Annotated in this window: 17 protein-coding genes and 2 tRNA genes; 15 read left to right on the forward strand and 4 right to left on the reverse strand. The window is 57.4% G+C overall.

Annotated features, from left to right (window positions below):
* The 8 genes from ACFO24_RS01370 to rplL form a co-directional block, all read left to right on the forward strand.
* The coding region (locus ACFO24_RS01370; protein WP_377736437.1) for an EF-Tu C-terminal domain-related protein at nt 1-742 on the forward strand (742 nt) is incomplete at its 5' end.
* A gap of 13 nt (nt 743-755) precedes the next feature.
* A tRNA-Trp gene (locus ACFO24_RS01375) sits at nt 756-831 on the forward strand.
* Between the two features lie 86 nt (nt 832-917).
* Nucleotides 918-1,301: a preprotein translocase subunit SecE gene (gene secE / locus ACFO24_RS01380; protein ID WP_207575680.1), complete on the forward strand. Its 384-nt coding sequence runs from the start codon at nt 918-920 to the stop codon at nt 1,299-1,301.
* A gap of 11 nt (nt 1,302-1,312) precedes the next feature.
* Nucleotides 1,313-1,900, forward strand: a complete 588-nt coding sequence (gene nusG, locus ACFO24_RS01385; protein ID WP_377736453.1) for a transcription termination/antitermination protein NusG — start codon at nt 1,313-1,315, stop codon at nt 1,898-1,900.
* Nucleotides 1,901-2,046: 146 nt separating this feature from the next.
* Complete coding sequence (gene rplK, locus ACFO24_RS01390) at nt 2,047-2,478, forward strand: 50S ribosomal protein L11 (RefSeq protein ID WP_207575681.1); 432 nt, start codon at nt 2,047-2,049, stop codon at nt 2,476-2,478.
* 1 nt (nt 2,479) lies between these two features.
* A complete protein-coding gene (rplA, locus tag ACFO24_RS01395) occupies nt 2,480-3,175 on the forward strand; it encodes a 50S ribosomal protein L1 (protein WP_207575682.1) in 696 nt (231 codons plus the stop codon).
* A gap of 251 nt (nt 3,176-3,426) precedes the next feature.
* Nucleotides 3,427-3,933, forward strand: coding sequence for a 50S ribosomal protein L10 (gene rplJ, locus ACFO24_RS01400; protein ID WP_207575683.1), 507 nt, complete (start codon nt 3,427-3,429; stop codon nt 3,931-3,933).
* 46 nt (nt 3,934-3,979) lie between these two features.
* Nucleotides 3,980-4,357: a 50S ribosomal protein L7/L12 gene (rplL, locus tag ACFO24_RS01405; RefSeq protein ID WP_207575684.1), complete on the forward strand. Its 378-nt coding sequence runs from the start codon at nt 3,980-3,982 to the stop codon at nt 4,355-4,357.
* Nucleotides 4,358-4,438: 81 nt separating this feature from the next.
* On the opposite strand, the gene ACFO24_RS01410 is transcribed toward rplL, so the two are convergent.
* On the reverse strand, nt 4,439-4,666 hold the full coding sequence (locus ACFO24_RS01410; RefSeq protein ID WP_207575685.1) for a hypothetical protein: 228 nt from the start codon (nt 4,664-4,666) through the stop codon (nt 4,439-4,441).
* On the opposite strand from ACFO24_RS01410, the gene rpoB reads away from it, so the two are divergent.
* The 7 genes from rpoB to ACFO24_RS01445 all read left to right on the forward strand — a co-directional run bounded on the left by rpoB (nt 4,665) and on the right by ACFO24_RS01445 (nt 18,517).
* A complete protein-coding gene (rpoB, locus tag ACFO24_RS01415; RefSeq protein ID WP_377736439.1) occupies nt 4,665-8,777 on the forward strand; it encodes a DNA-directed RNA polymerase subunit beta in 4,113 nt (1,370 codons plus the stop codon). The two genes, ACFO24_RS01410 and rpoB, sit on opposite strands and share 2 nt — an antisense overlap.
* Nucleotides 8,778-8,899: 122 nt before the next feature.
* Entirely contained in the window at nt 8,900-13,111 is a 4,212-nt protein-coding gene (gene rpoC / locus ACFO24_RS01420) for a DNA-directed RNA polymerase subunit beta' (protein ID WP_377736441.1), read from the forward strand.
* A 183-nt stretch (nt 13,112-13,294) separates the two neighbouring features.
* Nucleotides 13,295-14,674, forward strand: coding sequence for a 16S rRNA (cytosine(967)-C(5))-methyltransferase RsmB (gene rsmB / locus ACFO24_RS01425; RefSeq protein ID WP_377736443.1), 1,380 nt, complete (start codon nt 13,295-13,297; stop codon nt 14,672-14,674).
* Nucleotides 14,634-15,308 carry a DUF4390 domain-containing protein gene (locus ACFO24_RS01430; RefSeq protein ID WP_377736445.1) on the forward strand — a complete coding sequence of 225 codons (675 nt, stop codon included), beginning with the start codon at nt 14,634-14,636 and terminating at the stop codon, nt 15,306-15,308. The genes rsmB and ACFO24_RS01430 overlap by 41 nt, the downstream gene beginning before the upstream one ends.
* A complete protein-coding gene (locus tag ACFO24_RS01435) occupies nt 15,308-17,635 on the forward strand; it encodes a sensor histidine kinase (protein WP_377736446.1) in 2,328 nt (775 codons plus the stop codon). Before ACFO24_RS01430 ends, ACFO24_RS01435 begins: the two co-directional genes overlap by 1 nt.
* A 46-nt stretch (nt 17,636-17,681) precedes the next feature.
* Complete coding sequence (locus ACFO24_RS01440; protein ID WP_377736448.1) at nt 17,682-18,359, forward strand: response regulator; 678 nt, start codon at nt 17,682-17,684, stop codon at nt 18,357-18,359.
* An 82-nt stretch (nt 18,360-18,441) separates the two neighbouring features.
* Nucleotides 18,442-18,517: transfer RNA gene (locus ACFO24_RS01445), tRNA-Phe, on the forward strand.
* 28 nt (nt 18,518-18,545) lie between these two features.
* Here the strand turns inward: ACFO24_RS01445 and ACFO24_RS01450 are convergent.
* The 3 genes from ACFO24_RS01450 to ACFO24_RS01460 all read right to left on the reverse strand — a co-directional run bounded on the left by ACFO24_RS01450 (nt 18,546) and on the right by ACFO24_RS01460 (nt 20,830).
* Nucleotides 18,546-18,920, reverse strand: a complete 375-nt coding sequence (locus tag ACFO24_RS01450) for a hypothetical protein (RefSeq protein ID WP_377736449.1) — start codon at nt 18,918-18,920, stop codon at nt 18,546-18,548.
* Nucleotides 18,921-19,043: 123 nt separating this feature from the next.
* Nucleotides 19,044-19,538 (reverse strand): hypothetical protein, encoded by a 495-nt coding sequence (locus ACFO24_RS01455; protein ID WP_377736450.1) that lies wholly within the window; start codon nt 19,536-19,538, stop codon nt 19,044-19,046.
* Nucleotides 19,535-20,830 carry an AAA family ATPase gene (locus tag ACFO24_RS01460; protein ID WP_377736452.1) on the reverse strand — a complete coding sequence of 432 codons (1,296 nt, stop codon included), beginning with the start codon at nt 20,828-20,830 and terminating at the stop codon, nt 19,535-19,537. The genes ACFO24_RS01455 and ACFO24_RS01460 overlap by 4 nt, the downstream gene beginning before the upstream one ends.
* Nucleotides 20,831-20,978 lie beyond the last annotated feature (148 nt).

Below are 20,978 nucleotides of genomic sequence, written 5' to 3' on the forward strand. Positions count from 1 at the left end.
CGAAATGGAAGTGCGCGAGCTGCTGGACAAATACGAATTCCCTGGCGACGACACCCCCATCATCCGTGGCTCGGCCAAGCTGGCCCTGGAAGGCGACCAATCGCCCATCGGTGAAGCGGCTGTGATCAAACTGGCTGAAGCCCTGGACAGCTACATCCCCACGCCTGAGCGTGCTGTGGACGGCGCATTCCTGATGCCTGTGGAAGACGTGTTCTCCATCTCTGGCCGTGGCACGGTGGTGACCGGTCGTATCGAGCGCGGCATCATTAAAGTCGGCGAAGAAATCGAAATCGTCGGTATCAAAGACACCCAGAAAACCACCTGCACGGGCGTGGAAATGTTCCGCAAACTGCTGGACCAAGGCCAAGCCGGTGACAACGTGGGTCTGCTGCTGCGCGGCACCAAGCGTGAAGACGTGGAACGCGGCCAAGTGCTGTGCAAGCCCGGCTCCATCAAGCCGCACACCCACTTCACCGCTGAGGTGTACGTTCTGTCCAAAGACGAAGGTGGCCGTCACACGCCTTTCTTCAACAACTACCGTCCCCAGTTCTACTTCCGTACCACGGACGTGACCGGCTCGATCGAGTTGCCTGCTGACAAAGAAATGGTGATGCCTGGCGACAACGTGTCGATCACCGTCAAACTGATCGCCCCCATCGCCATGGAAGAAGGCCTGCGCTTTGCTATCCGCGAAGGTGGTCGTACCGTGGGCGCTGGCGTGGTTGCCAAGGTCATTGCCTAAATTTTAGGGTTTTAGGGGTATAGCTCAATTGGCAGAGCGTCGGTCTCCAAAACCGAAGGTTGTAGGTTCGATTCCTACTGCCCCTGCCACCACTTAAGTGGTTTTGCTCTAAGCCCGCCCACACCGGCGGGCTTTGGTGTCTGTAGACTGCTGGAAGGCAGTATCAAAGTTGAATATGGCTACATCGCAAGTTGAAACAGTGAGTACCGGTGCCGACAAGGCAAAACTGGCGGTTGCCGTTGGTTTGGTGATTGCTGCTATTGCTGGGTTCTACGCGCTGTCCAAGCAAGGTGCCTTGGTGCAGTGGGGCGTTCTGTTGCTTGGAATCGCGGCTGCTGTGGTAGTCTTTTTGGTTTCTGAGTCTGGGCGGCAGCTGGTCGGTTTTTCTAAAGACTCCGTGAAGGAAGTCAAAAAAGTTGTCTGGCCCACACGCAAAGAAAGCGTGCAAATGACTCTGTACGTTTTTGCGTTTGCGGTCGTCATGGCTTTGTTTTTGTGGCTGACGGATCAAACGCTGGCATGGGTCCTATACGACCTGGTTCTGGGCTGGAGGGGTTAATGACGGATGCAATGCAAGTGGCAGGCCTGGTGGGAACGCCGGAGACTCTCGCCCCAACAACCAATCCAGATTTGCGCTGGTATATCGTTCACGCTTATTCCGGGATGGAGAAGGCAGTAGAGCGCAATATCACCGAGCGCATCAACCGGGCTGGGATGCAGAATAAGTTTGGACGCATCTTGGTGCCTACCGAAGAAGTGGTTGAAATGCGCAACGGTAAGCGCAAAACCACTGAGCGTCGTCTGTTTCCTGGCTATGTGTTTGTTGAAATGGTGATGGAAGATGACACCTGGCATTTGGTGAAACACACTAGCAAGGTCACGGGGTTTGTCGGTGGTGCCAAAAACCGTCCTGCCCCGATTTCCGAAGCGGAAATCCAAAAAATCGTCGATCAAGTGCAAGAAGGTAGTGACAAGCCGCGCCACAAAATTGAATTCATGGTCGGTGAGTTGGTCCGCGTGAAAGAAGGCCCGTTCACAGATTTCAACGGATCGGTTGAAGAAGTCAATTACGAAAAAAGTCGCCTGCGTGTTTCTGTTGCGATCTTTGGCCGCTCAACACCGGTTGAATTGGAGTTCTCACAGGTTGAGAAAACCTAAACTTTAAGTTTTTGCCTTTCTATTGCTTGTCAATAGGGGCGCACGTACCACAGGCTTGCGTGCTGAAATAAAAGCCTTAACCACCCCGGGGAGCTTGGTATCACACAAGCAGTGTGTGCCAAGCGCTAACCCGCAAGGAGCTTTCTATGGCGAAGAAAATCGTCGGCTTCATCAAGCTGCAAGTACCAGCTGGTAAAGCCAACCCGTCCCCTCCAATTGGTCCTGCATTGGGCCAACGTGGTTTGAACATCATGGAATTCTGCAAGGCGTTTAACGCCCAGACCCAAGGTGTCGAACCTGGTTTGCCTCTGCCTGTGGTGATCACGGCATTTGCTGACAAAAGCTTCACTTTTGTTATCAAGTCGCCCCCAGCTGCGGTGCTGATCAAAAAAGCAGCCAAGCTGGACAAAGGTTCGGCCAATCCCCTGAAGGTCAAGGTTGGCAAGATTACCCGTGAGCAGTTGGAAGAAATTGCCAAAACCAAGCAAAAAGACATGACTGCTGCCGATGTGGACGCTGCTGTGCGTACTTTGGCTGGTTCGGCTCGCTCGATGGGCGTGATTGTGGAGGGTGTGTGATATGGCCAAATTGACCAAAAAGCAAAAAGCCCTGCAGGGTAAAGTGGACGCAACCCGTCTGTATCCCTTCGCTGAAGCCGTGGCTTTGGTGAAAGAGGCTGCCACTGCTAAGTTTGATGAGTCCATCGACGTGGCTGTGCAGCTGGGTGTCGATTCGCGTAAATCGGACCAAGTGGTGCGCGGTGCTGTGGTGCTGCCCCACGGTACAGGCAAGACCACCCGTGTCGCAGTGTTTGCCCAAGGTGCCAAAGCTGATGAAGCCAAGGCCGCAGGCGCTGACATTGTTGGCATGGATGAATTGGCTGCCATGGTGAAAGCCGGTGACATGCCTTTTGACGTGGTAATCGCTGCGCCGGATGCCATGCGCGTTGTCGGTACTCTGGGTCAAATCTTGGGCCCTCGTGGTCTGATGCCTAACCCCAAAGTGGGCACGGTGACCCCTGATGTGGCTACGGCTGTGAAGAATGCCAAAGCTGGTCAAGTGCAGTTCCGTGTGGACAAAGCCGGTATCGTGCACAGCACCATTGGCCGTCGTTCGTTCGACGACGCCAAGCTGCAAGGCAACTTGGCCGCCTTGATTGATGCCCTGAACAAAGCAAAACCTGCAACCAGCAAAGGTTTGTACCTGCGCAAGGTGGCCCTGTCCTCGACCATGGGCCTGGGTGTTCGCGTGGATGCACAAACCATCGCAGCGTAATTTGCTAGAATCCTCGGTTCTCTAAAAAAGAGAGTCGAGTGTGGTGGGCTACTGCTTTTGTGCAAGCAAAAGCAGTAGGCCATCCAAGACCGCTGGTGTGCCAAGTGAATTGGCACTTAATGTTTGACGCCAGCGTAGATGGCGAACCCGCTGCAGATGGAATTTTTAAAACTTCCGAAACAGTTGGTCGCTGCAAACCCAAGAGCGCGTGTGGATGAGCAATCAGAAATACGCATACGAAGGAGTAGACCTTGAGTCTGAATCGCAGTGAGAAAGAAGCGGTCATCAATGAAGTGACCAGCCTCGCCGCTAAAGCTCAAACGCTTGTGATCGCGGAATACCGCGGCATCGCGGTCGCCGATATGACCAAACTGCGCGCTGATGCCCGCAGCAAGGGTGTGAGCCTGAGCGTGTTGAAAAACACCCTGGCCCGCCGTGCTGTGGCTGGCAGCCAGTTTGAGATCGTGGCTGACCAGATGACCGGCCCGCTGGTCTATGGCTTCTCTGAAGACGCAATTGCCGCTGCCAAAGTAGTGGCGGACTTCGCAAAAACCAACGACAAGCTGGTGATTCGCGGTGGTGCGTTTGCAGGTAAAGCCCTGGACGTCAATGGCGTTAAAGAGCTGGCAAGCATCCCCTCCAAAGACGTGCTGCTGGCGCAATTGTGCGGCCTGCTCATGTCCCCCATCTCCCGTACCGCAGTGGTGCTGGGCGCTTTGGCGGCCAAAAAGGGCGAAGGCGAAACGGCTGCTGCTTAACCAAGCGCAGTGCAACTTACACCAACAATATTGTTAGGAAATCAAAATGGCATTCGATAAAGACGCATTCTTGACCGCTCTGGACAGCATGACCGTCCTGGAACTGAACGAGCTGGTCAAAGCAATTGAAGAAAAATTTGGCGTGAGCGCTGCTGCTATGGCCGCTCCTGCTGCTGCTGGCGCTGGTGCCGGTGCGGCTGCCGCTGAAGAGAAGACCGAGTTTGACGTCGTGCTGCAAGAAGCCGGCGCCAACAAAGTGTCCGTGATTAAAGCTGTGCGCGAAATCACCGGTCTGGGCCTGAAAGAAGCCAAAGACCTGGTCGATGGCGCTCCCAAGACTGTGAAAGAAGCAGTTGCCAAAGCCGACGCTGAAGCTGCTGTGAAGAAGCTGGTCGAAGCTGGTGCCAAGGCTGAACTCAAGTAATTGAGTCCGCTTTCCTGAGGCTGGAGAGTCCGCAAGGGCCTCCAGCCTTTGGTGCCTGTGCAGCCAGCGCAGGCGCAGGTGTTAGAACACATCAGAAAAATCAGGTGGCTGATTTTTCTTGTGTCTTCTGACCATTCCGACAACAGAAGATGCCTTGGTTCGGGCGATGTGCAATGCATCGCCGTCCGCCATTGGTTGGTAGTGGCCAACCGCCAAGCCGGTAAATAAGACTTTCATGGTTTTCATTTGCCGGGCCGTGTCGCCCAGCCCTTGCCCCACAGGACTCATGTCTTTGCCCGGAGATCTCATGGCCTATTCTTACACCGAACGCAAGCGGATTCGCAAAAGCTTCGGCAGCCGCGATAGCGTGCTCGCAGTGCCCTACCTGCTACAAATGCAAAAAGATGCGTACACCGCATTCTTGCAAAAGGACGTAGCGCCTAAAAAACGTGCTGACGAAGGCCTGCAAGCCGCCTTCAACGCCGCCTTCCCGATCGTCTCGCACAATGGTTTTGTCGAGATGAAGTTTGTCGAGTACAACCTTGCCAAACCTGCTTTTGACGTGCGCGAGTGCCAAACGCGTGGACTGACTTTTTCGTCGGCCGTGCGTGCCAAAGTGCAGCTCATCATTTATGACCGTGAGTCTTCGACCAACCAGAACAAGGTGGTCAAAGAGGTCAAGGAGCAAGAAGTCTACATGGGCGAAGTGCCCCTGATGACCGACAAAGGCTCTTTCATTGTGAATGGCACCGAGCGCGTGATTGTCTCGCAGCTGCACCGTTCGCCTGGCGTGTTCTTTGAGCACGACAAGGGCAAAACCCACAGCTCCGGCAAGCTGCTGTTCAGCGCCCGCATCATTCCTTACCGTGGTTCTTGGCTGGACTTTGAGTTCGACCCCAAAGACCTGCTGTACTTCCGCGTGGACCGTCGCCGCAAGATGCCGGTGTCGATTTTGCTCAAAGCCATTGGCATGACCCCCGAGCAAATCCTGGCGCACTTCTTCGTGAATGACAACTTCCGCCTGATGGATTCGGGCGCGCAGATGGAGTTTGTCGCCGATCGCCTGAAAGGCGAAGTGGCCCGTTTCGACATCGCCGACAAGGCCGGCAAAGTCATTGTTGCCAAGGACAAGCGCATTACCGCCCGCCACACGCGCGAGCTGGAGCAGTCGGGCACCAAGTTCATCAGCGTGCCGGAAGACTTCCTGCTGGGCCGTGTGCTGGCCAAAAATGTGGTCGATGCCGATACCGGCGAAATCCTGGCCAAGGCCAACGAAGAGCTGACCGAAACCCTGCTGAAAAAAATGCGCTCTGCCCACATCGTGGACGTGCAGTGCATTCACACCAATGAGTTGGACCAGGGCGCTTACATCTCGCAAACCCTGCGCACGGATGAAACCGTGGACGAGATGGCGGCCCGTGTGGCCATCTACCGCATGATGCGCCCCGGCGAGCCACCCACCGAAGATGCGGTGCAAGCCTTGTTCCAGCGCCTGTTCTACAACCCGGACACCTACGACCTGTCGCGCGTGGGCCGCATGAAGTTCAACGCCCGCGTGGGCCGCGATGAATCCACTGGCCCCATGGTGCTGTCCAACGAAGACATCCTGGCCGTGGTGAAAATTCTGGTGGATCTGCGCAACGGCAAGGGCCAAGTGGACGACATCGACCACCTGGGCAACCGCCGCGTGCGTTGTGTGGGCGAGTTGGCTGAAAACCAGTACCGCACCGGTTTGGCACGCATTGAAAAAGCCGTGAAAGAGCGTCTGGGCCAGGCCGAGCAAGAGCCGCTGATGCCGCACGACCTGATCAACTCCAAGCCGATTTCCGCGGCGCTGAAAGAGTTTTTTGGCGCATCGCAGCTGTCGCAGTTCATGGACCAGACCAACCCGCTGGCCGAAATCACGCACAAGCGCCGCGTCTCGGCCCTGGGCCCGGGCGGTTTGACGCGCGAGCGTGCCGGCTTTGAGGTGCGCGACGTGCACGTGACCCACTATGGCCGCGTCTGTCCCATCGAAACGCCGGAAGGTCCGAACATTGGCCTGATCAACTCGCTGTCGCTGTACGCGCGTTTGAACGAGTACGGTTTTATTGAAACCCCTTACCGCCGCGTGGTCGATGGCAAGGTGACCAATGAGATCGACTACCTGTCCGCGATTGAAGAAGGCAAGTACATCATCGCCCAGGCCAACGCCGAGCTGGATGCCGAAGGCCGCCTGGTGGGCGATTTGGTGTCGGCCCGTGAAGAAGGTGAATCCACCCTGCTGTCGCCCGAGCGCGTGCAGTACATGGACGTGTCGCCGGCGCAGATCGTGTCGGTGGCTGCTTCGCTGATTCCCTTCCTGGAGCACGACGACGCCAACCGCGCCTTGATGGGTGCCAACATGTCGCGCCAGGCGGTGCCGGTGCTGCGTCCGGAAAAACCCATGGTTGGTACCGGCATTGAGCGCGTGGCCGCGATCGACTCGGGCACGGTGGTGACGGCCACCCGGGGCGGCGTGGTGGACTACGTGGATGCCACCCGCATTGTGGTGCGCGTACACGATGCCGAGGCGCAGGCCGGTGAAGTGGGTGTGGACATCTACAACCTGATCAAGTACCAGCGTTCCAACCAGAACACCAACATCCACCAGCGCCCCATCGTTAAAAAAGGCGATGTGCTGGCCAAGGGCGATGTGATTGCTGACGGCGCTTCGACCGACCTGGGCGAAATCGCCATCGGCCAGAACATGCTGATCGCCTTCATGCCCTGGAACGGTTACAACTTCGAGGACTCGATTTTGATCTCCGAGAAGGTGGTGGCCGAAGACCGCTACACCTCGATCCACATCGAAGAGCTGGTGGTCATGGCGCGGGACACCAAGCTGGGCTCCGAGGAAATCACCCGGGATATTCCCAACCTGAGCGAAACCCAGCTCAACCGCTTGGACGAGTCCGGCATCATCTACGTGGGCGCGGAAGTGCAGCCCGGCGATGTGCTGGTCGGCAAGGTCACGCCCAAAGGCGAAACCACGCTCACGCCCGAAGAAAAACTGCTGCGCGCCATCTTCGGCGAGAAGGCCTCGGACGTGAAAGACACGTCCCTGCGCGTGGACCAAGGCAGCTCGGGCACCGTGATTGACGTGCAAGTCTTCACCCGCGAAGGCATCCAGCGCGACAAACGCGCCCAGCAGATCATTGACGATGAACTCAAGCGCTTCCGCCTGGACCTGAACGACCAGCTGCGCATCGTGGAAGCCGACGCGTTTGACCGTATCGAAAAGCTGCTGGTGGGCAAAAAAGCCAATGGCGGCCCGCAAAAGCTGGCCAAAGGCGCGGTTATCACGGCGGAATACCTGGCGGGGGTGGAGAAATTCCACTGGTTTGACATTCGCCCGGCCGATGAGGTGGTGGCTGCCCAGCTCGAATCCATGAAAAACGCCATGGAGCAAACGCGCCACAGCTTTGACCTGGCGTTTGAGGAAAAGCGCAAGAAATTGACGCAAGGCGACGAGCTGCCCGCTGGCGTGCTGAAGATGGTCAAGGTCTATCTGGCCGTGAAACGCCACCTGCAGCCCGGTGACAAGATGGCCGGCCGCCACGGTAACAAAGGTGTGGTCTCCAAGATCACCCCTGTGGAAGACATGCCGCACATGGCCGATGGCACCCCTGTGGACATCGTGCTCAACCCGCTGGGCGTGCCTTCGCGGATGAACATCGGTCAGGTGCTGGAGGTGCACTTGGGCTGGGCCGGCAAGGGCCTGGGCCAGCGCATTGGCGACATGCTGCAACAAGAAGCCAAGGCGGCCGAAGTGCGCGCCTTCCTGGAAGAGATCTACAAAGCCCGCGGCCGCGCCCAGGACTTTGCCGATCTGACCGACGACGAAGTGCTGGCCATGGCGCACAACCTGAAAGAGGGCGTGCCCTTTGCTTCGCCGGTGTTCGACGGCGCTTCGGAAGCCGAGATCAAGGACATGCTCAAGCTGGCCTATCCGGACGAGCTGAAAGAGCGCAAAGGCTTGACCGACACCCGCACCCAGGCCTACCTGTTTGATGGCCGCACCGGCGAGCAGTTTGAGCGCCCGACCACCATCGGCTACATGCACTACCTGAAGCTGCACCACTTGGTCGATGACAAGATGCACGCGCGCTCCACCGGCCCGTACTCGCTGGTCACGCAGCAGCCCCTGGGCGGTAAGGCCCAGTTCGGTGGACAGCGTTTCGGTGAGATGGAGGTGTGGGCACTGGAAGCCTATGGCGCGGCCTACGTGCTGCAGGAAATGCTCACCGTCAAGTCCGACGACGTGCAAGGCCGTACCAAGGTGTACGAGAGCATTGTCAAGGGCGAACACGCCATCGAAGCCGGGATGCCCGAGTCGTTCAACGTGCTGGTCAAGGAGATTCGCTCCCTGGGCCTGGACATTGAGCTTGAGCGCTCCTAAGGTGTTCTTAAATAAATGAGCGTTTTCCGCTGATAAACAAACGATTTGCAGTAGTTATCTACTGCAAATCGTTATAAATAAAGCGGCAGCAACTATAGTTTTTGAAAGAGGGAAAGAGTTCTATGAAATCGCTACTCGACCTGTTCAAGCAATTCACGCCCGATGAGCATTTCGATGCCATCAAGATCGGCCTGGCTTCGCCCGAGAAAATCCGTTCCTGGTCTTTTGGTGAGGTGAAAAAGCCCGAGACCATCAACTACCGCACCTTCAAGCCCGAGCGCGATGGTCTGTTCTGCGCCAAGATTTTTGGCCCGATCAAGGACTACGAATGCCTGTGCGGCAAGTACAAGCGCCTCAAGCACCGTGGCGTGATCTGCGAAAAGTGCGGCGTTGAAGTCACGCAAACCAAGGTGCGCCGCGACCGCATGGGCCACATTGACCTGGCCGCGCCCTGTGCCCACATCTGGTTTTTGAAATCGCTGCCCTCGCGCCTGGGCCTGGTGCTGGACATGACGCTGCGCGACATCGAGCGCGTGCTCTACTTTGAAGCCTACGTGGTCACCGACCCCGGCATGACCCCGCTGAAGAAATTCAGCATCATGACCGAGGACGATTACGACGCGAAATGCGAAGAATTTGGCTACGACGAATTTGTCGCCAAGATGGGTGCCGAAGGCATTCAAGAGCTGCTGGAAAGCATCGACCTGGACGCCGAAATCGAGCGCCTGCGCGGCGACCTGACCGGCTCGGAAACCAAGGTCAAGAAAAACGCCAAGCGCCTCAAGGTGCTGGAAGCCTTCAAAAAATCGGGCATCAAGCCCCAGTGGATGGTGCTGGATGTGCTGCCCGTGCTGCCGCCGGACCTGCGCCCGCTGGTGCCGCTGGACGGTGGCCGCTTTGCCACCTCGGACCTGAACGACCTGTACCGCCGCGTCATCAACCGCAACAGCCGTTTGCGCCGCCTGCTGGAGCTGAACGCCCCGGAAATCATCGCCCGCAACGAAAAGCGCATGCTGCAAGAGGCGGTTGATTCGCTGCTGGACAACGGCCGCCGTGGCAAGGCCATGACGGGCGCGAACAAGCGCGCCCTGAAGTCGCTGGCCGACATGATCAAGGGCAAGGGCGGCCGCTTCCGCCAGAACTTGCTGGGCAAGCGCGTGGACTACTCGGGCCGCTCGGTGATTACCGTGGGCCCGTACCTGAAGCTGCACCAGTGCGGTCTGCCCAAGCTGATGGCGCTGGAGCTGTTCAAGCCCTTCATCTTTGCCCAGCTGGAGCAGCGCGGCATTGCCACCACCATCAAGGCGGCCAAGAAAGAAGTGGAAACCGGCACGCCGGTGGTGTGGGACATTTTGGAAGAGGTCATCAAAGAACACCCGGTGATGCTCAACCGTGCGCCCACGCTGCACCGCTTGGGCATCCAGGCGTTTGAGCCCATCCTGATTGAAGGCAAGGCCATCCAGCTGCACCCGCTGGTGTGCGCGGCGTTCAACGCCGACTTTGACGGTGACCAGATGGCCGTGCACGTGCCCCTGTCGGTGGAAGCGCAGATGGAAGCGCGCACCTTGATGCTGGCCTCCAACAACGTGCTGTTCCCCGCTTCGGGCGAACCCTCCATCGTGCCGTCGCAGGACGTGGTGCTGGGCCTGTACCACGCCACCCGCGACAAGATCAATGGCAAGGGCGAGGGCATGGTGTTTGCCGATATCCAAGAAGTGCAACGCGCTTTGGATGCCGCGCAGGTGGAGCTGCACACCAAGATCTCCGTGCGCCTGACCGAGTGGGTCAAAGACAAAGTGACCCGCGAATTTGTCGCCACCACGGCCTTGGTGGAAACCACCGTGGGCCGTGCCCTGCTGTCGGAAATCCTGCCCAAGGGCTTGGCCTTTAGCAACCTGAACAAGGCGCTGAAGAAGAAAGAAATCTCCAAGCTGATCAATGCCAGCTTCCGCCAGTGCGGCCTGAAAGACACCGTGGTGTTTGCCGACAAGCTGCTGCAAAACGGCTTCCGTCTGGCGACCCGCGCCGGTTTCTCGGTGGCGATTGACGACATGCTGGTGCCGCCGCAAAAGGCCGACATCCTGGCCCGCGCCGAGTCCGAGGTCAAACAGATTGAGCAGCAGTACGTCTCGGGTCTGGTGACTTCGGGTGAGCGCTACAACAAGGTGGTGGACATCTGGGGCAAGGCTGGTGACGACGTGTCCAAGGTGATGATGGACCAGCTCAAGGTTGAAAAAGTCATCGACCGCCACGGCAACGAAGTCGATCAGGAGTCGTTCAACGCCATCTACATGATGGCCGACTCGGGCGCGCGCGGTTCGGCCGCGCAGATTCGCCAGTTGGCCGGTATGCGGGGCCTGATGGCCAAGCCCGATGGCTCGATCATCGAGACCCCCATTACGGCCAACTTCCGCGAGGGGTTGAACGTGCTGCAGTACTTCATCTCCACCCACGGTGCGCGTAAAGGTCTGGCGGATACGGCGCTGAAAACCGCCAACTCCGGTTACCTGACGCGCCGTCTGGTGGACGTGACGCAAGACTTGGTCGTGACCGAAAACGATTGCGGCACCTCCGAGGGCACCGTGATGCGCGCCATCGTCGAGGGCGGCGAGGTGATCGAATCCCTGCGCGACCGCGTGCTGGGCCGCACCACCGCCGAAGACCTGCTGCACCCGGAAACCCACAGCCTGCTGCTGCCGGCGGGCACCTTGCTCAACGAGTTCACACTCGATGAATTGGAAGCAGTCGGCGTTGATGAAATCAAGGTTCGCACGGCTTTGACCTGCGAAACCCGTTACGGGCTGTGCGCTAAGTGCTATGGCCGTGACCTGGGCCGTGGCGGTCTGGTGAACCTGGGCGAGGCCGTGGGCGTGATTGCCGCCCAGTCGATCGGCGAGCCCGGCACCCAGCTGACCATGCGCACCTTCCACATTGGGGGTGCGGCCTCGCGTGCGGCGGTGGCCTCCAGCGTGGAAGCCAAGTCCAACGGCACGATTGGCTTCAACGCCACCATGCGCTATGTGACCAACAACAAGGGCGAGCTGGTGGTGATTTCGCGCTCTGGCGAAATCATCATTACCGACAACGGCCGCGAGCGCGAGCGCCACAAGGTGCCCTATGGCGCGGTGCTGAACATCAAGCCCGACGAAGCCATCAAGGCCGGTGCCATCCTGGCGCACTGGGACCCGCTGACCCGCCCCATCATCACCGAGTACGCCGGTACGGCCAAGTTCGAGAACATCGAAGAAGGCCTCACGGTGGCCAAGCAGGTGGACGATGTGACCGGTCTTTCGACCCTGGTGGTGATCGACCCCAAACGCCGTGGCTCGACCAAGGTGGTGCGCCCGCTGGTGCGCCTGATCGATGCCGATGGCCAGGAAGTGAAAATCCCCGGCACCGAACTGCCGGTGGCCATTGGCTTCCAGATCGGTGCGCTGATCCAGGTGCGCGACGGCCAGGAAGTGGGCCCCGGCGAAGTGCTGGCCCGCATCCCGGTCGAAGGGCAAAAAACCCGCGACATTACCGGCGGTCTGCCCCGCGTGGCCGAGCTGTTCGAGGCGCGTACGCCCAAAGACAAAGGCACGCTGGCTGAGCAAACCGGCACGGTGTCGTTCGGTAAGGAGACCAAAGGCAAAGTGCGTTTGCAGATCACCGACCCCGATGGCCACGTCTGGGAAGAGCTGATCCCCAAAGAGAAAAACGTGCTGGTCCACGAAGGCCAGGTGGTGAACAAGGGCGAGCACATTGTGGACGGCCCGGCCGATCCGCAAGACATCTTGCGCCTGCTGGGCATCGAAGAGCTGGCCCGCTACATCGTCGATGAAGTGCAGGATGTGTACCGCCTGCAGGGTGTGAAGATCAACGACAAGCACATTGAAGTGATCGTGCGCCAGATGCTGCGCCGCGTGGTGGTGGAGAACCCGGGCGAGACCACCTACATCCAGGGCGAGCAGGTCGAGCGCTCGGAGATCCTCAACACCAACGAGGCCATCCAGCGCGAAGGCAAGATCCCCGCAACCTACTCCAACATCCTGCTGGGTATTACCAAGGCGTCGCTGTCCACCGACAGCTTCATCTCGGCCGCATCCTTCCAGGAAACCACCCGCGTGCTCACCGAGGCCGCCATCATGGGCAAGCGCGACGAGCTGCGTGGCTTGAAAGAGAACGTCATCGTCGGTCGCCTGATTCCTGCCGGTACGGGCTTGGCTTACCACCAGGCCCGCAAAGCCAAGGACCAAATGGACGAGGCCGAGCGCCGCGCCATTGCCGAAGCCGAAGAGGCCGAGCTGGCCGCCATCGCCTCGGCGGACGATGTGCAAGACGCAGCTGAATAAGCGGCTGAATAAGCGGCGCAATCCGTGGCGGCATAAGCACGGCGCTTGCGCCTGCTGCTTGGCCTCAACGGCTGCGTGCAGTTGATCGCCCCCACCCCCAGCAGGGCCCACTTGCTGGGGGTATTTTTTTACCGCTCACAATGCGGTTCCCTGATTTTTGACAGCGCCCGCTGCGCCCTGTGTATGACCTCTTCCTCCTCTAAGCCAGCCAGTCCTGCGCACTCGGCCAGTGTGAAACATCCCGCCTTGCACCAGCAATTGATGTGCGTTGCCCAGGGCTTGCAGCAGGTGCGGGCGGGGCAATCAACCACCACGGTGCTGGAGGCCGTCGTGCCCCCTCTGCGCCCTGGCGTGCAAGCGCTGCTGTTTCAAGTGCTGCGCAACCTGGGGCGGGCGCAGGCGCTGCGGGCCCAGCTGGCCCCCAAAAAACCGGCGGACAAAGTCGATGCGCTGCTGTGTACCGCCCTGGCCTTGGTCTGGGATGCGGCGCAAGCCCCCTACACCGCCTTTACCCTGGTCAATCAAACCGTGCAAGCGGCCCGGGCCTGTGGGTTGGAGCGCCAGGCTGGCTTTATCAACGCCTGCCTGCGCCGCTTTTTGCGTGAGCAACCCGCCTTGGTGGCGGCCACCGATGCGGATTTGGAAGCCCTGTTCAACCACCCACGCTGGTGGATTGATAAATTACAAAAGCAGTTCCCGCAAGATTGGCAACAAATTTTGCATGCTAACAACCAACATGCCCCAATGGCATTGCGGGTGCAGCTACAAAAAATAAGCCAAGCGCAGTACCTGGCCGCGCTCGCCCAGGCGGGTATCGCGGCCCAGCCTTTTGGACTGCAGGGGGTGGAGCTGGCCCAGCCCGTGGCCGTGCAGGCCTTGCCCGGCTTTGAGGAAGGCTGGTTCACCGTGCAAGACGGGGCCGCGCAATGGGCCGCCCCGCTGCTGCTGTGCGCTGCGCCGCAGCCGGGTGCGGCCCCGGCCCCGGTGCTGCCCGCCAACGCACACATTTTGGATGCCTGCGCCGCACCGGGCGGCAAAACGGCGCACTTGCTCGATCTGCTGCCCCAGGCCCAGGTTTTGGCGCTGGAGGTCGATGGCCAGCGCAGCCAGCGCATTCACGACACCTTGGCGCGGCTGGGGCTGTCCGCCCAGGTGGTGGTGGCCGATGCCACCCAACCCCGCCAATGGCTGCCCGCGCCCGGCATGCAGTTTGATGCCATCTTGCTCGATGCCCCGTGCTCGGCCTCGGGCATTGTGCGCCGCCACCCGGACGTGCGCTGGCTGCGCCGGCCCAGCGATATCGCCCAGTTGGCCGCCCTCCAAACGCAGCTCCTAGAGGTGCTGTGGCCGCTGGTGAAACCCGGTGGCCGCCTGCTGTACTGCACTTGCTCGGTGTTTCGGGAGGAGGGGCAAGACCAAATTGAGGCGTTTGTTGCACGCCACAAATGCGCCGATTGGCAGCCTTCGCCGGGGTATTTGCTGCCCGGCCGTGGCGCAGTGGCTGACAATCAGGCCGGTAACCATGATGGATTTTTCTACGCCCTGCTCGTTAAAACCGCTTGAGTCTGCTCGCTTTCAGGCGCAGCGCCGCCGCCTGCTGCTGGGCGGTGTTGGGCTATTGGCGGCCCCCTGGGGCAGCGTGCCCCTGGTGGCACCGGCCCTGGCCCAAGCGCACACCTTGCGCCTGGACAACGGCGTGCTCTTGCAGCAGGAAGAGGGGGAGCTGTTTCTGAGCTCCGACGTGCCCTGGCAATTGCCCAGCGCCGTTGAGCAAGCCCTGCGCAAAGGCGTGGCCGTGCATTTTGTGGCCGAGGTGCAGCTGCTGCGCCAGCGCTGGTATTGGAGCAATCAACGCCTGCTGACGGCCACGCGCTATTACCGCTTAAGTTACCAGGCCCTCACCCACCGCTGGCGTTTGCACACGGGCAGCCAGCCGTTCAACGGCTTAGGGTTGGGCACGGCCTTGGGCAACTCCTACACCGACCTGGCCGATGCCTTGCAGACCCTGCAGCACTGGGTGCGCTGGCGCATTGGCGCACGCGATAGCCTGCCCGCCGAAGGGCCGGCGCTGCTGCAGCTGCGCTTTCGCATTGATTTGTCGCAACTGCCCAAGCCTTTGCAAATTGGCGCTTTTGGCCGTTCAGACTGGAATTTATTGGTGCAGCAAACGCAGCCCTTGATGCTGGAGCAGTTGTAATGCCAGCCAGTGTGTACGACGAGCCCAGCGCCCAGCACGAACAACAACGCGCCCAGCGGCTGCGCAAAACGGCCCGGTGGATTTTGGGGGTGGGCACCGCGGTGATGATGGCCCTGGGCCTGGTGCTGCTGTTTTTGCTGACGGTGGCCACCAACAACCGCCAGCTGTACGAGGATTACTACGTCTGGTTGTTCGGCCTGAATGTGCTGGTCGCCGGCTTGCTGTTGTTGGTGTTGCTGTGGATGGGCGGGCGCTTGTTGCAGCGCTGGCACCAGCGCAAGTTTGGCAGCCGCTTGCTGCTCAAACTGGCGACGATTTTTGCCCTGGTCGGCGTGCTGCCGGGGGCGCTGATCTATACGGTGTCCTACCAATTTGTTTCGCGCTCGATTGAAAGCTGGTTTGATGTCAAGGTCGAAGGGGCGCTGACCGCCGGGGTGAATTTGGCCAGCGTCACCCTGGATGCCATGGCCAATGACATGGCCAACAACACCCGCAATGCCAGCACCCAGCTGAGCGAAGTGTCCGATGCCGGGGCGGGGTTGGTGCTGGAGCGCATCCGCGACCAGCTCGGGGCCAGCGACGTGGTGCTGTGGAACAGCGCCGGCGTGGCCGTGGCCTCAGCGGGGGAATCGATGCTGGAATTGAGTCCCGAGCGCCCCAGTGCCCAAGTGCTGCGCAGCCTGCGTGGCACCCAGCGCCCCCTGACCAGCATCGAGGGGCTGGACGATGACCTGGGGGTCAGCGGCACCATTGATTTGTCCGCCGTGCGTGTGCGCGTGTTGGTCGCTGTGCCCAATGCCCAGCTGGGGCTGCTCACCGGCAACCGCTTTTTGCAGGCCACCATTGCCTTGCCCGCCACGCTGGTGAGCAATGCCCTGGCCGTGCAAGAAGCGCACCGCGAGTACCAAGAGCGCTCCATTGCCCGCCAGGGGCTGCGGCGCATGTACATCGGCACCCTTACGTTGAGTCTGTTTTTGGCCGTATTTGGGGCGGTGCTGCTGGCGGTGTTGTTTGGCAATCACTTGGCCCAGCCACTGCTGCTCCTGGCCCAAGGCGTGCGCGATGTGGCCCGGGGCGATTTAACCCCCAAGGCCGTCTCACTCACCCGGGACGAGGTGGGCGGCCTGACCCGCTCGTTTGCCCTGATGACCCAGCAATTGCTGGAAGCACGCACAGCCGTAAACCAAGGGGTGCAAGAGGTGCAGGCGGCCCGCACCAATTTGCAAACCATTTTGGACAACCTCACCGCCGGGGTGCTGGTGCTCGATGCCCAATGGCGGGTGGTAATCGCCAACCCCGGCGCGGCCCATATTTTGCGCAGCGATGTCACCACCCTGAGTGGCCAGACCTTGGCCAGCCTGCCCACACTGGGCAGCTTGGCCGCCATGGTGGATGCTCAGTTTGCTCAGTTTTTTGAAGCACGTAGCGCTGGTGTAGTAACGCCGCGCTGGCAAAATGTCTTTGAATTTTTGCCCCAGCTCCCAGAAGCTGAAACGGCCGGCGAAGTGCCCCAGGACAAAATCACCCTGGTCGTGCGTGGTGCCGTATTGCCCCACGATCAGCGGCTGGTGGTGTTTGACGATATTTCAGAAATCGTCTCGGGCCAGCGCTCCAAAGCCTGGGCCGAAGTGGCGCGGCGGGTGGCCCATGAAATCAAGAACCCACTCACCCCCATCCAGCTGTCTGCCGAGCGCTTGGCCTTCAAACTCAGTGGCAAGCTCCCGCCTGCGGAAGAGGCTTTATTGCAAAAGTCTGTAAAAACCATCGTCGAGCAGGTGGCGGCCATGCTGCGCCTGGTCAATGAGTTTCGGGACTACGCCCGCCTGCCAGCGGCCGTTTTGCAACCGGTGGATGTCAATCTTTTGGTGCAAGACGTGTTGCAGCTCTACACCGAAGAAGGCGTGCTGGTGCCGGTGTACATGGACTTGGACACACACTGCCCCCGCATCGCCGCCGACCCTGGCCAACTGCGCCAGGTGCTGCACAACTTGGTGCAAAACGCCCAGGATGCCAGTCTGCAGCGGGCCCAGGCCGAGGGCGTGGCAGCGCAGCCCGTGTGCCTCAGTACCCAGTGGAATGCCACCACCGGCCGGGTGCGCATCACCGTGACGGACAGCGGCTGCGGCTTTCCCGAAGCGCTCTTGCAACGGGCCTTTGAGCCCTATGTCACCACCAAGCCCAAAGGCACCGGATTGGGCCTGGCCGTGGTGAAAAAAATTGCCGATGAGCATGGTGCCCGCGTTGATTTGTCCAACCGCCTCGAAGGAGGTGTCGTAAAAGGCGCACAAGTGTCGCTATCATTTGCCCCTGCAGAGAGTGGAAGCTAGCCGTGCAAGGGCAGCAGTCTGGGTACAGCAATCAACTTTGAGAGACATGGCAAACATACTGGTAGTAGATGATGAGCTCGGCATCCGAGACTTGTTGCAAGAAATCTTGAACGACGAGGGGCACAACGTGGACCTCGCCGAGAACGCCACCCAAGCCCGCACCGCGCGGGCCTCTGCTGCCTACGATTTGGTGCTGCTGGACATCTGGATGCCAGACACCGATGGTGTCTCGCTGCTCAAGGAGTGGAGCATGGCCGGTTTGCTCTCCATGCCCGTCATCATGATGAGTGGCCATGCCACCATCGAAACCGCCGTCGAAGCCACCCGCATTGGGGCCCATTCCTTTTTGGAAAAACCCATTACCTTGCAAAAACTGCTGAAAGCGGTCGAGCAGGGCTTGGCCAGTCGCAGCCCCGCCGCCAGTCGGCCCGCCGCCAGTCGGCCCGGCGACACGACAGGCACCCATGCCTTGCTCAAAGGCGTAGGGGAAGATTTTTCTGCCAGTTTGGCCAGCGCTGAGGCCCATGCCCACCAGGGCTTTGACCTTGACCGCCCTTTGCGCGAAGCCCGCGATGGCTTTGAGCGGGCCTATTTCGAGTTTCACCTGGCCCGCGAAGGCGGCTCCATGACCCGGGTGGCGGAAAAAACCGGCTTAGAGCGCACCCACCTGTACCGTAAATTGCGCCAATTGGGCGTTGATTTGGGCCGCAGTCGGAAAAATTAAAAAATTCTACGTTTTTCGAAAAAGTAGAAAAAAGTGTGCCTATAATCACGGCTTCACACAAGTTAGCACACTGCACTTGTTTGGCCCGGTAGCTCAGTTGGTAGAGCAGCGGATTGAAAATCCGCGTGTCGGCGGTTCGATCCCGTCCCAGGCCACCAAATACCATTCCACGGAAGTCCGCTGGAGTCACAAAGCCCTAAGTAAATAAATACTTAGGGCTTTTTTGTTGTCTATATAAGTCCACGCAAGTGCATGGGCTTCCACCTCATTGACCAAGCGGCGTGCCTTGCGGCTGGTCAGCCGACTGTGCGGGGCTGTATTGTGCCCAATGGGGGTGGTACGCCGTGGGTAAATTCTGGGCGTGGCTGGACCTGCGTTGCCACGGCGGCAACGTGTTTTTGGGTGGCTTGTATGGCTTACCCCCCCCAGCGGCAGATCAATGGATTGCAGCGCTGCAATAGCCTGCTGTGCGGCTGCCAGATCTTGCAGGGCAAAGCCGTACATCGGCTCATTGGCCGTCAGCATGGCTTTGCAGCGGCTCAGGCAGTTGAGCGCCTCCATGTGCAGGCGGGATGGGGTCGGGGGTGGTGCTGTTCAACGCCATGGCCGGTGCGGTGTGCGCGGCTGCGGATTGAATGGGCCGATAGGGGGCTGGGGTGGATTGTGCTATGCGTTCTAGGCGAACTACAACTTTTCAGGACCGTTAAAGCTTAAAACGTGTTCAAAAACAAACTCACCGCTCCGATTCCGAGTATGAATTGGGCCCTTGAATTTCTTAGCAAATGCATGCATCGCTCTTTGAATTTTTGTATTAATTCCAGGATGCTCAGTGCACAGAATAAGAGCAGCCATCGCACCACAAGTAAGCTTATTTGCTGCTGCGTAATCTGCGGCAGCATTCACCTGAGCTACTGCATATTCAACATCACCGCCTTTTAACTCTAAAACTACATCGCCAACACCAGGTTTTGAAAGCATCCAGTCTGCAGATTTTTTGTTTTTAATATACCCTCCGTCCATTCTGCGTTTTATGTGTTCGATTCTTTCTGGATTTAGAAATACTGCATGCCTCACACTGCCTTTATCTGAAAGTTTTATTTTAGAGACATTAACTGATTCATCGTATGAGTTTTTATTATTGCTTTTTTTAAGTGGTTTTTTATCATTTTTTTTAATCATTTTGAAAACTCAATGGCAAGTAATTTGGAAAATTCTTTCGATATGTCTCCCGAAACATCATCTAGGTAATCTGCAGCAATAAGGCCATATTTGTCAATAATATTTTTTAACTGCCCATCAATGATGGCATATGCATTTACTTGTTTAGGAAGAACCCAAGAGGCCATAGGTATGATGCTTGATATTGTCATGTTGATTTCATTTTTTCCTGGCCTAGATAAAGATCCTGCCTTGATGAGATTATTAAATTTCGCTAAAACATAAGGGCTATGTGTTGTTATTAATAAATTATTATTATTTCTTCTGGGTAATAAGGTTGCTAATATCTCGACTAGTTTATTTTGAGCGCGAGGGAATAAATGAGCTTCAGGCTCTTCAATATAAATTGTTTGACGAAGAGATGCCCCTTTCTTGAAGGCAATGTCATTTTCTTTACTCGGAAGCATCGCTCTAATTGCTACGGCAAGAGGCAAAAGTTCTTGCTGGCCAGATGAAAGAGCTGAAAATGGAATAAGTCGGCCGTCTGGAGTTGAAATAAATTCTTTCCCATTTTCCATTTTTAGGTGGCCACCTAAAATTTCTGAAAATAAAATATTAGACAGTGAAGAGGGTTCTTCCTTCGATCCAATCAATCTTCGCAATTGTCGTTCTCTCATCGTAGAGAACTTTCTTCCAAAATCAAGCGTCAACGGATCCATGATTCCGCTATGTTCAAACGCAACTAATGCCTTGCCCACACTAGTAAAGAATGATCTACCTGCTGGAATAAAAAGTTGATTTTGAATATATTCTCTGTCGAGCCATTTTTTCAGTGCCAAAGATATGTTTTGACGCATTTGCCAAAGCATTTCGTAATGCAGAAACTCATCTTTGTAGTTATTTTGTGCTTCTGCTTTCTTTATTGCGGATAGATATTGTGTATGTGTTGAAAGATAAATTTCTTTAAATTTATCGCAAAATTGTATTTTAATTTTATTTTGCTTGCCAACTCTATGTAAATAGATTGAAAATTCACCTAATTCGAATTTTATTACAAACCTTTTTGCGCCCCATGCAGAGCATGGAAACCATTCAAAAAACAAAGCTGAAATACGTTTTTCAAAATCATCAAAACATAATTGATCTTCAGTTACATATCTATTGAAGTCTGTGATTATATGTGTGAAAAAATAGACTAACTTTGATAGTACACTTTTTCCACTCGCTTGAGGTCCAATTATTAGTGTTAATGGAGATATTTCAAGATCAGCATTTTTGATGCATGAAAAATCTTTTACTAAAATTTTTTGCATAAATATTTGTTTAAATAATTTGTTTGTAAGTTAAATGCATTTTATATCCTATTTATATTATTTAATAAATAGTCTTTTAAGGATGTCCTGAACAACTCGGTTTCGCGCGTGCTACGAGACTGAGTTTTTCATCTGGCGCAATGGAGAC

Source organism: Comamonas denitrificans (assembly GCF_042654745.1).
Taxonomy (GTDB): Bacteria; Pseudomonadota; Gammaproteobacteria; order Burkholderiales; family Burkholderiaceae_C; genus Comamonas; species Comamonas denitrificans.

Excerpts from the sequence above, each read along its gene's own strand:
- nusG (WP_377736453.1), top strand. The coding sequence starts at position 1,313 with ATGCAAGTGGCAGGCCTGGTGGGAACGCCGGAGACTCTCGCCCCAACA.
- ACFO24_RS01430 (WP_377736445.1), top strand. The coding sequence starts at position 14,634 with ATGATGGATTTTTCTACGCCCTGCTCGTTAAAACCGCTTGAGTCTGCT.
- ACFO24_RS01440 (WP_377736448.1), top strand. The coding sequence starts at position 17,682 with ATGGCAAACATACTGGTAGTAGATGATGAGCTCGGCATCCGAGACTTG.
- ACFO24_RS01460 (WP_377736452.1), bottom strand. The coding sequence starts at position 20,830 with ATGCAAAAAATTTTAGTAAAAGATTTTTCATGCATCAAAAATGCTGAT.
- rpoC (WP_377736441.1), top strand. The coding sequence starts at position 8,900 with ATGAAATCGCTACTCGACCTGTTCAAGCAATTCACGCCCGATGAGCAT.
- ACFO24_RS01455 (WP_377736450.1), bottom strand. The coding sequence starts at position 19,538 with ATGATTAAAAAAAATGATAAAAAACCACTTAAAAAAAGCAATAATAAA.
- rplK (WP_207575681.1), top strand. The coding sequence starts at position 2,047 with ATGGCGAAGAAAATCGTCGGCTTCATCAAGCTGCAAGTACCAGCTGGT.
- rpoB (WP_377736439.1), top strand. The coding sequence starts at position 4,665 with ATGGCCTATTCTTACACCGAACGCAAGCGGATTCGCAAAAGCTTCGGC.
- secE (WP_207575680.1), top strand. The coding sequence starts at position 918 with ATGGCTACATCGCAAGTTGAAACAGTGAGTACCGGTGCCGACAAGGCA.
- rplL (WP_207575684.1), top strand. The coding sequence starts at position 3,980 with ATGGCATTCGATAAAGACGCATTCTTGACCGCTCTGGACAGCATGACC.
- rplA (WP_207575682.1), top strand. The coding sequence starts at position 2,480 with ATGGCCAAATTGACCAAAAAGCAAAAAGCCCTGCAGGGTAAAGTGGAC.
- ACFO24_RS01410 (WP_207575685.1), bottom strand. The coding sequence starts at position 4,666 with ATGAGATCTCCGGGCAAAGACATGAGTCCTGTGGGGCAAGGGCTGGGC.
- rsmB (WP_377736443.1), top strand. The coding sequence starts at position 13,295 with ATGACCTCTTCCTCCTCTAAGCCAGCCAGTCCTGCGCACTCGGCCAGT.
- ACFO24_RS01435 (WP_377736446.1), top strand. The coding sequence starts at position 15,308 with ATGCCAGCCAGTGTGTACGACGAGCCCAGCGCCCAGCACGAACAACAA.
- ACFO24_RS01450 (WP_377736449.1), bottom strand. The coding sequence starts at position 18,920 with ATGGAGGCGCTCAACTGCCTGAGCCGCTGCAAAGCCATGCTGACGGCC.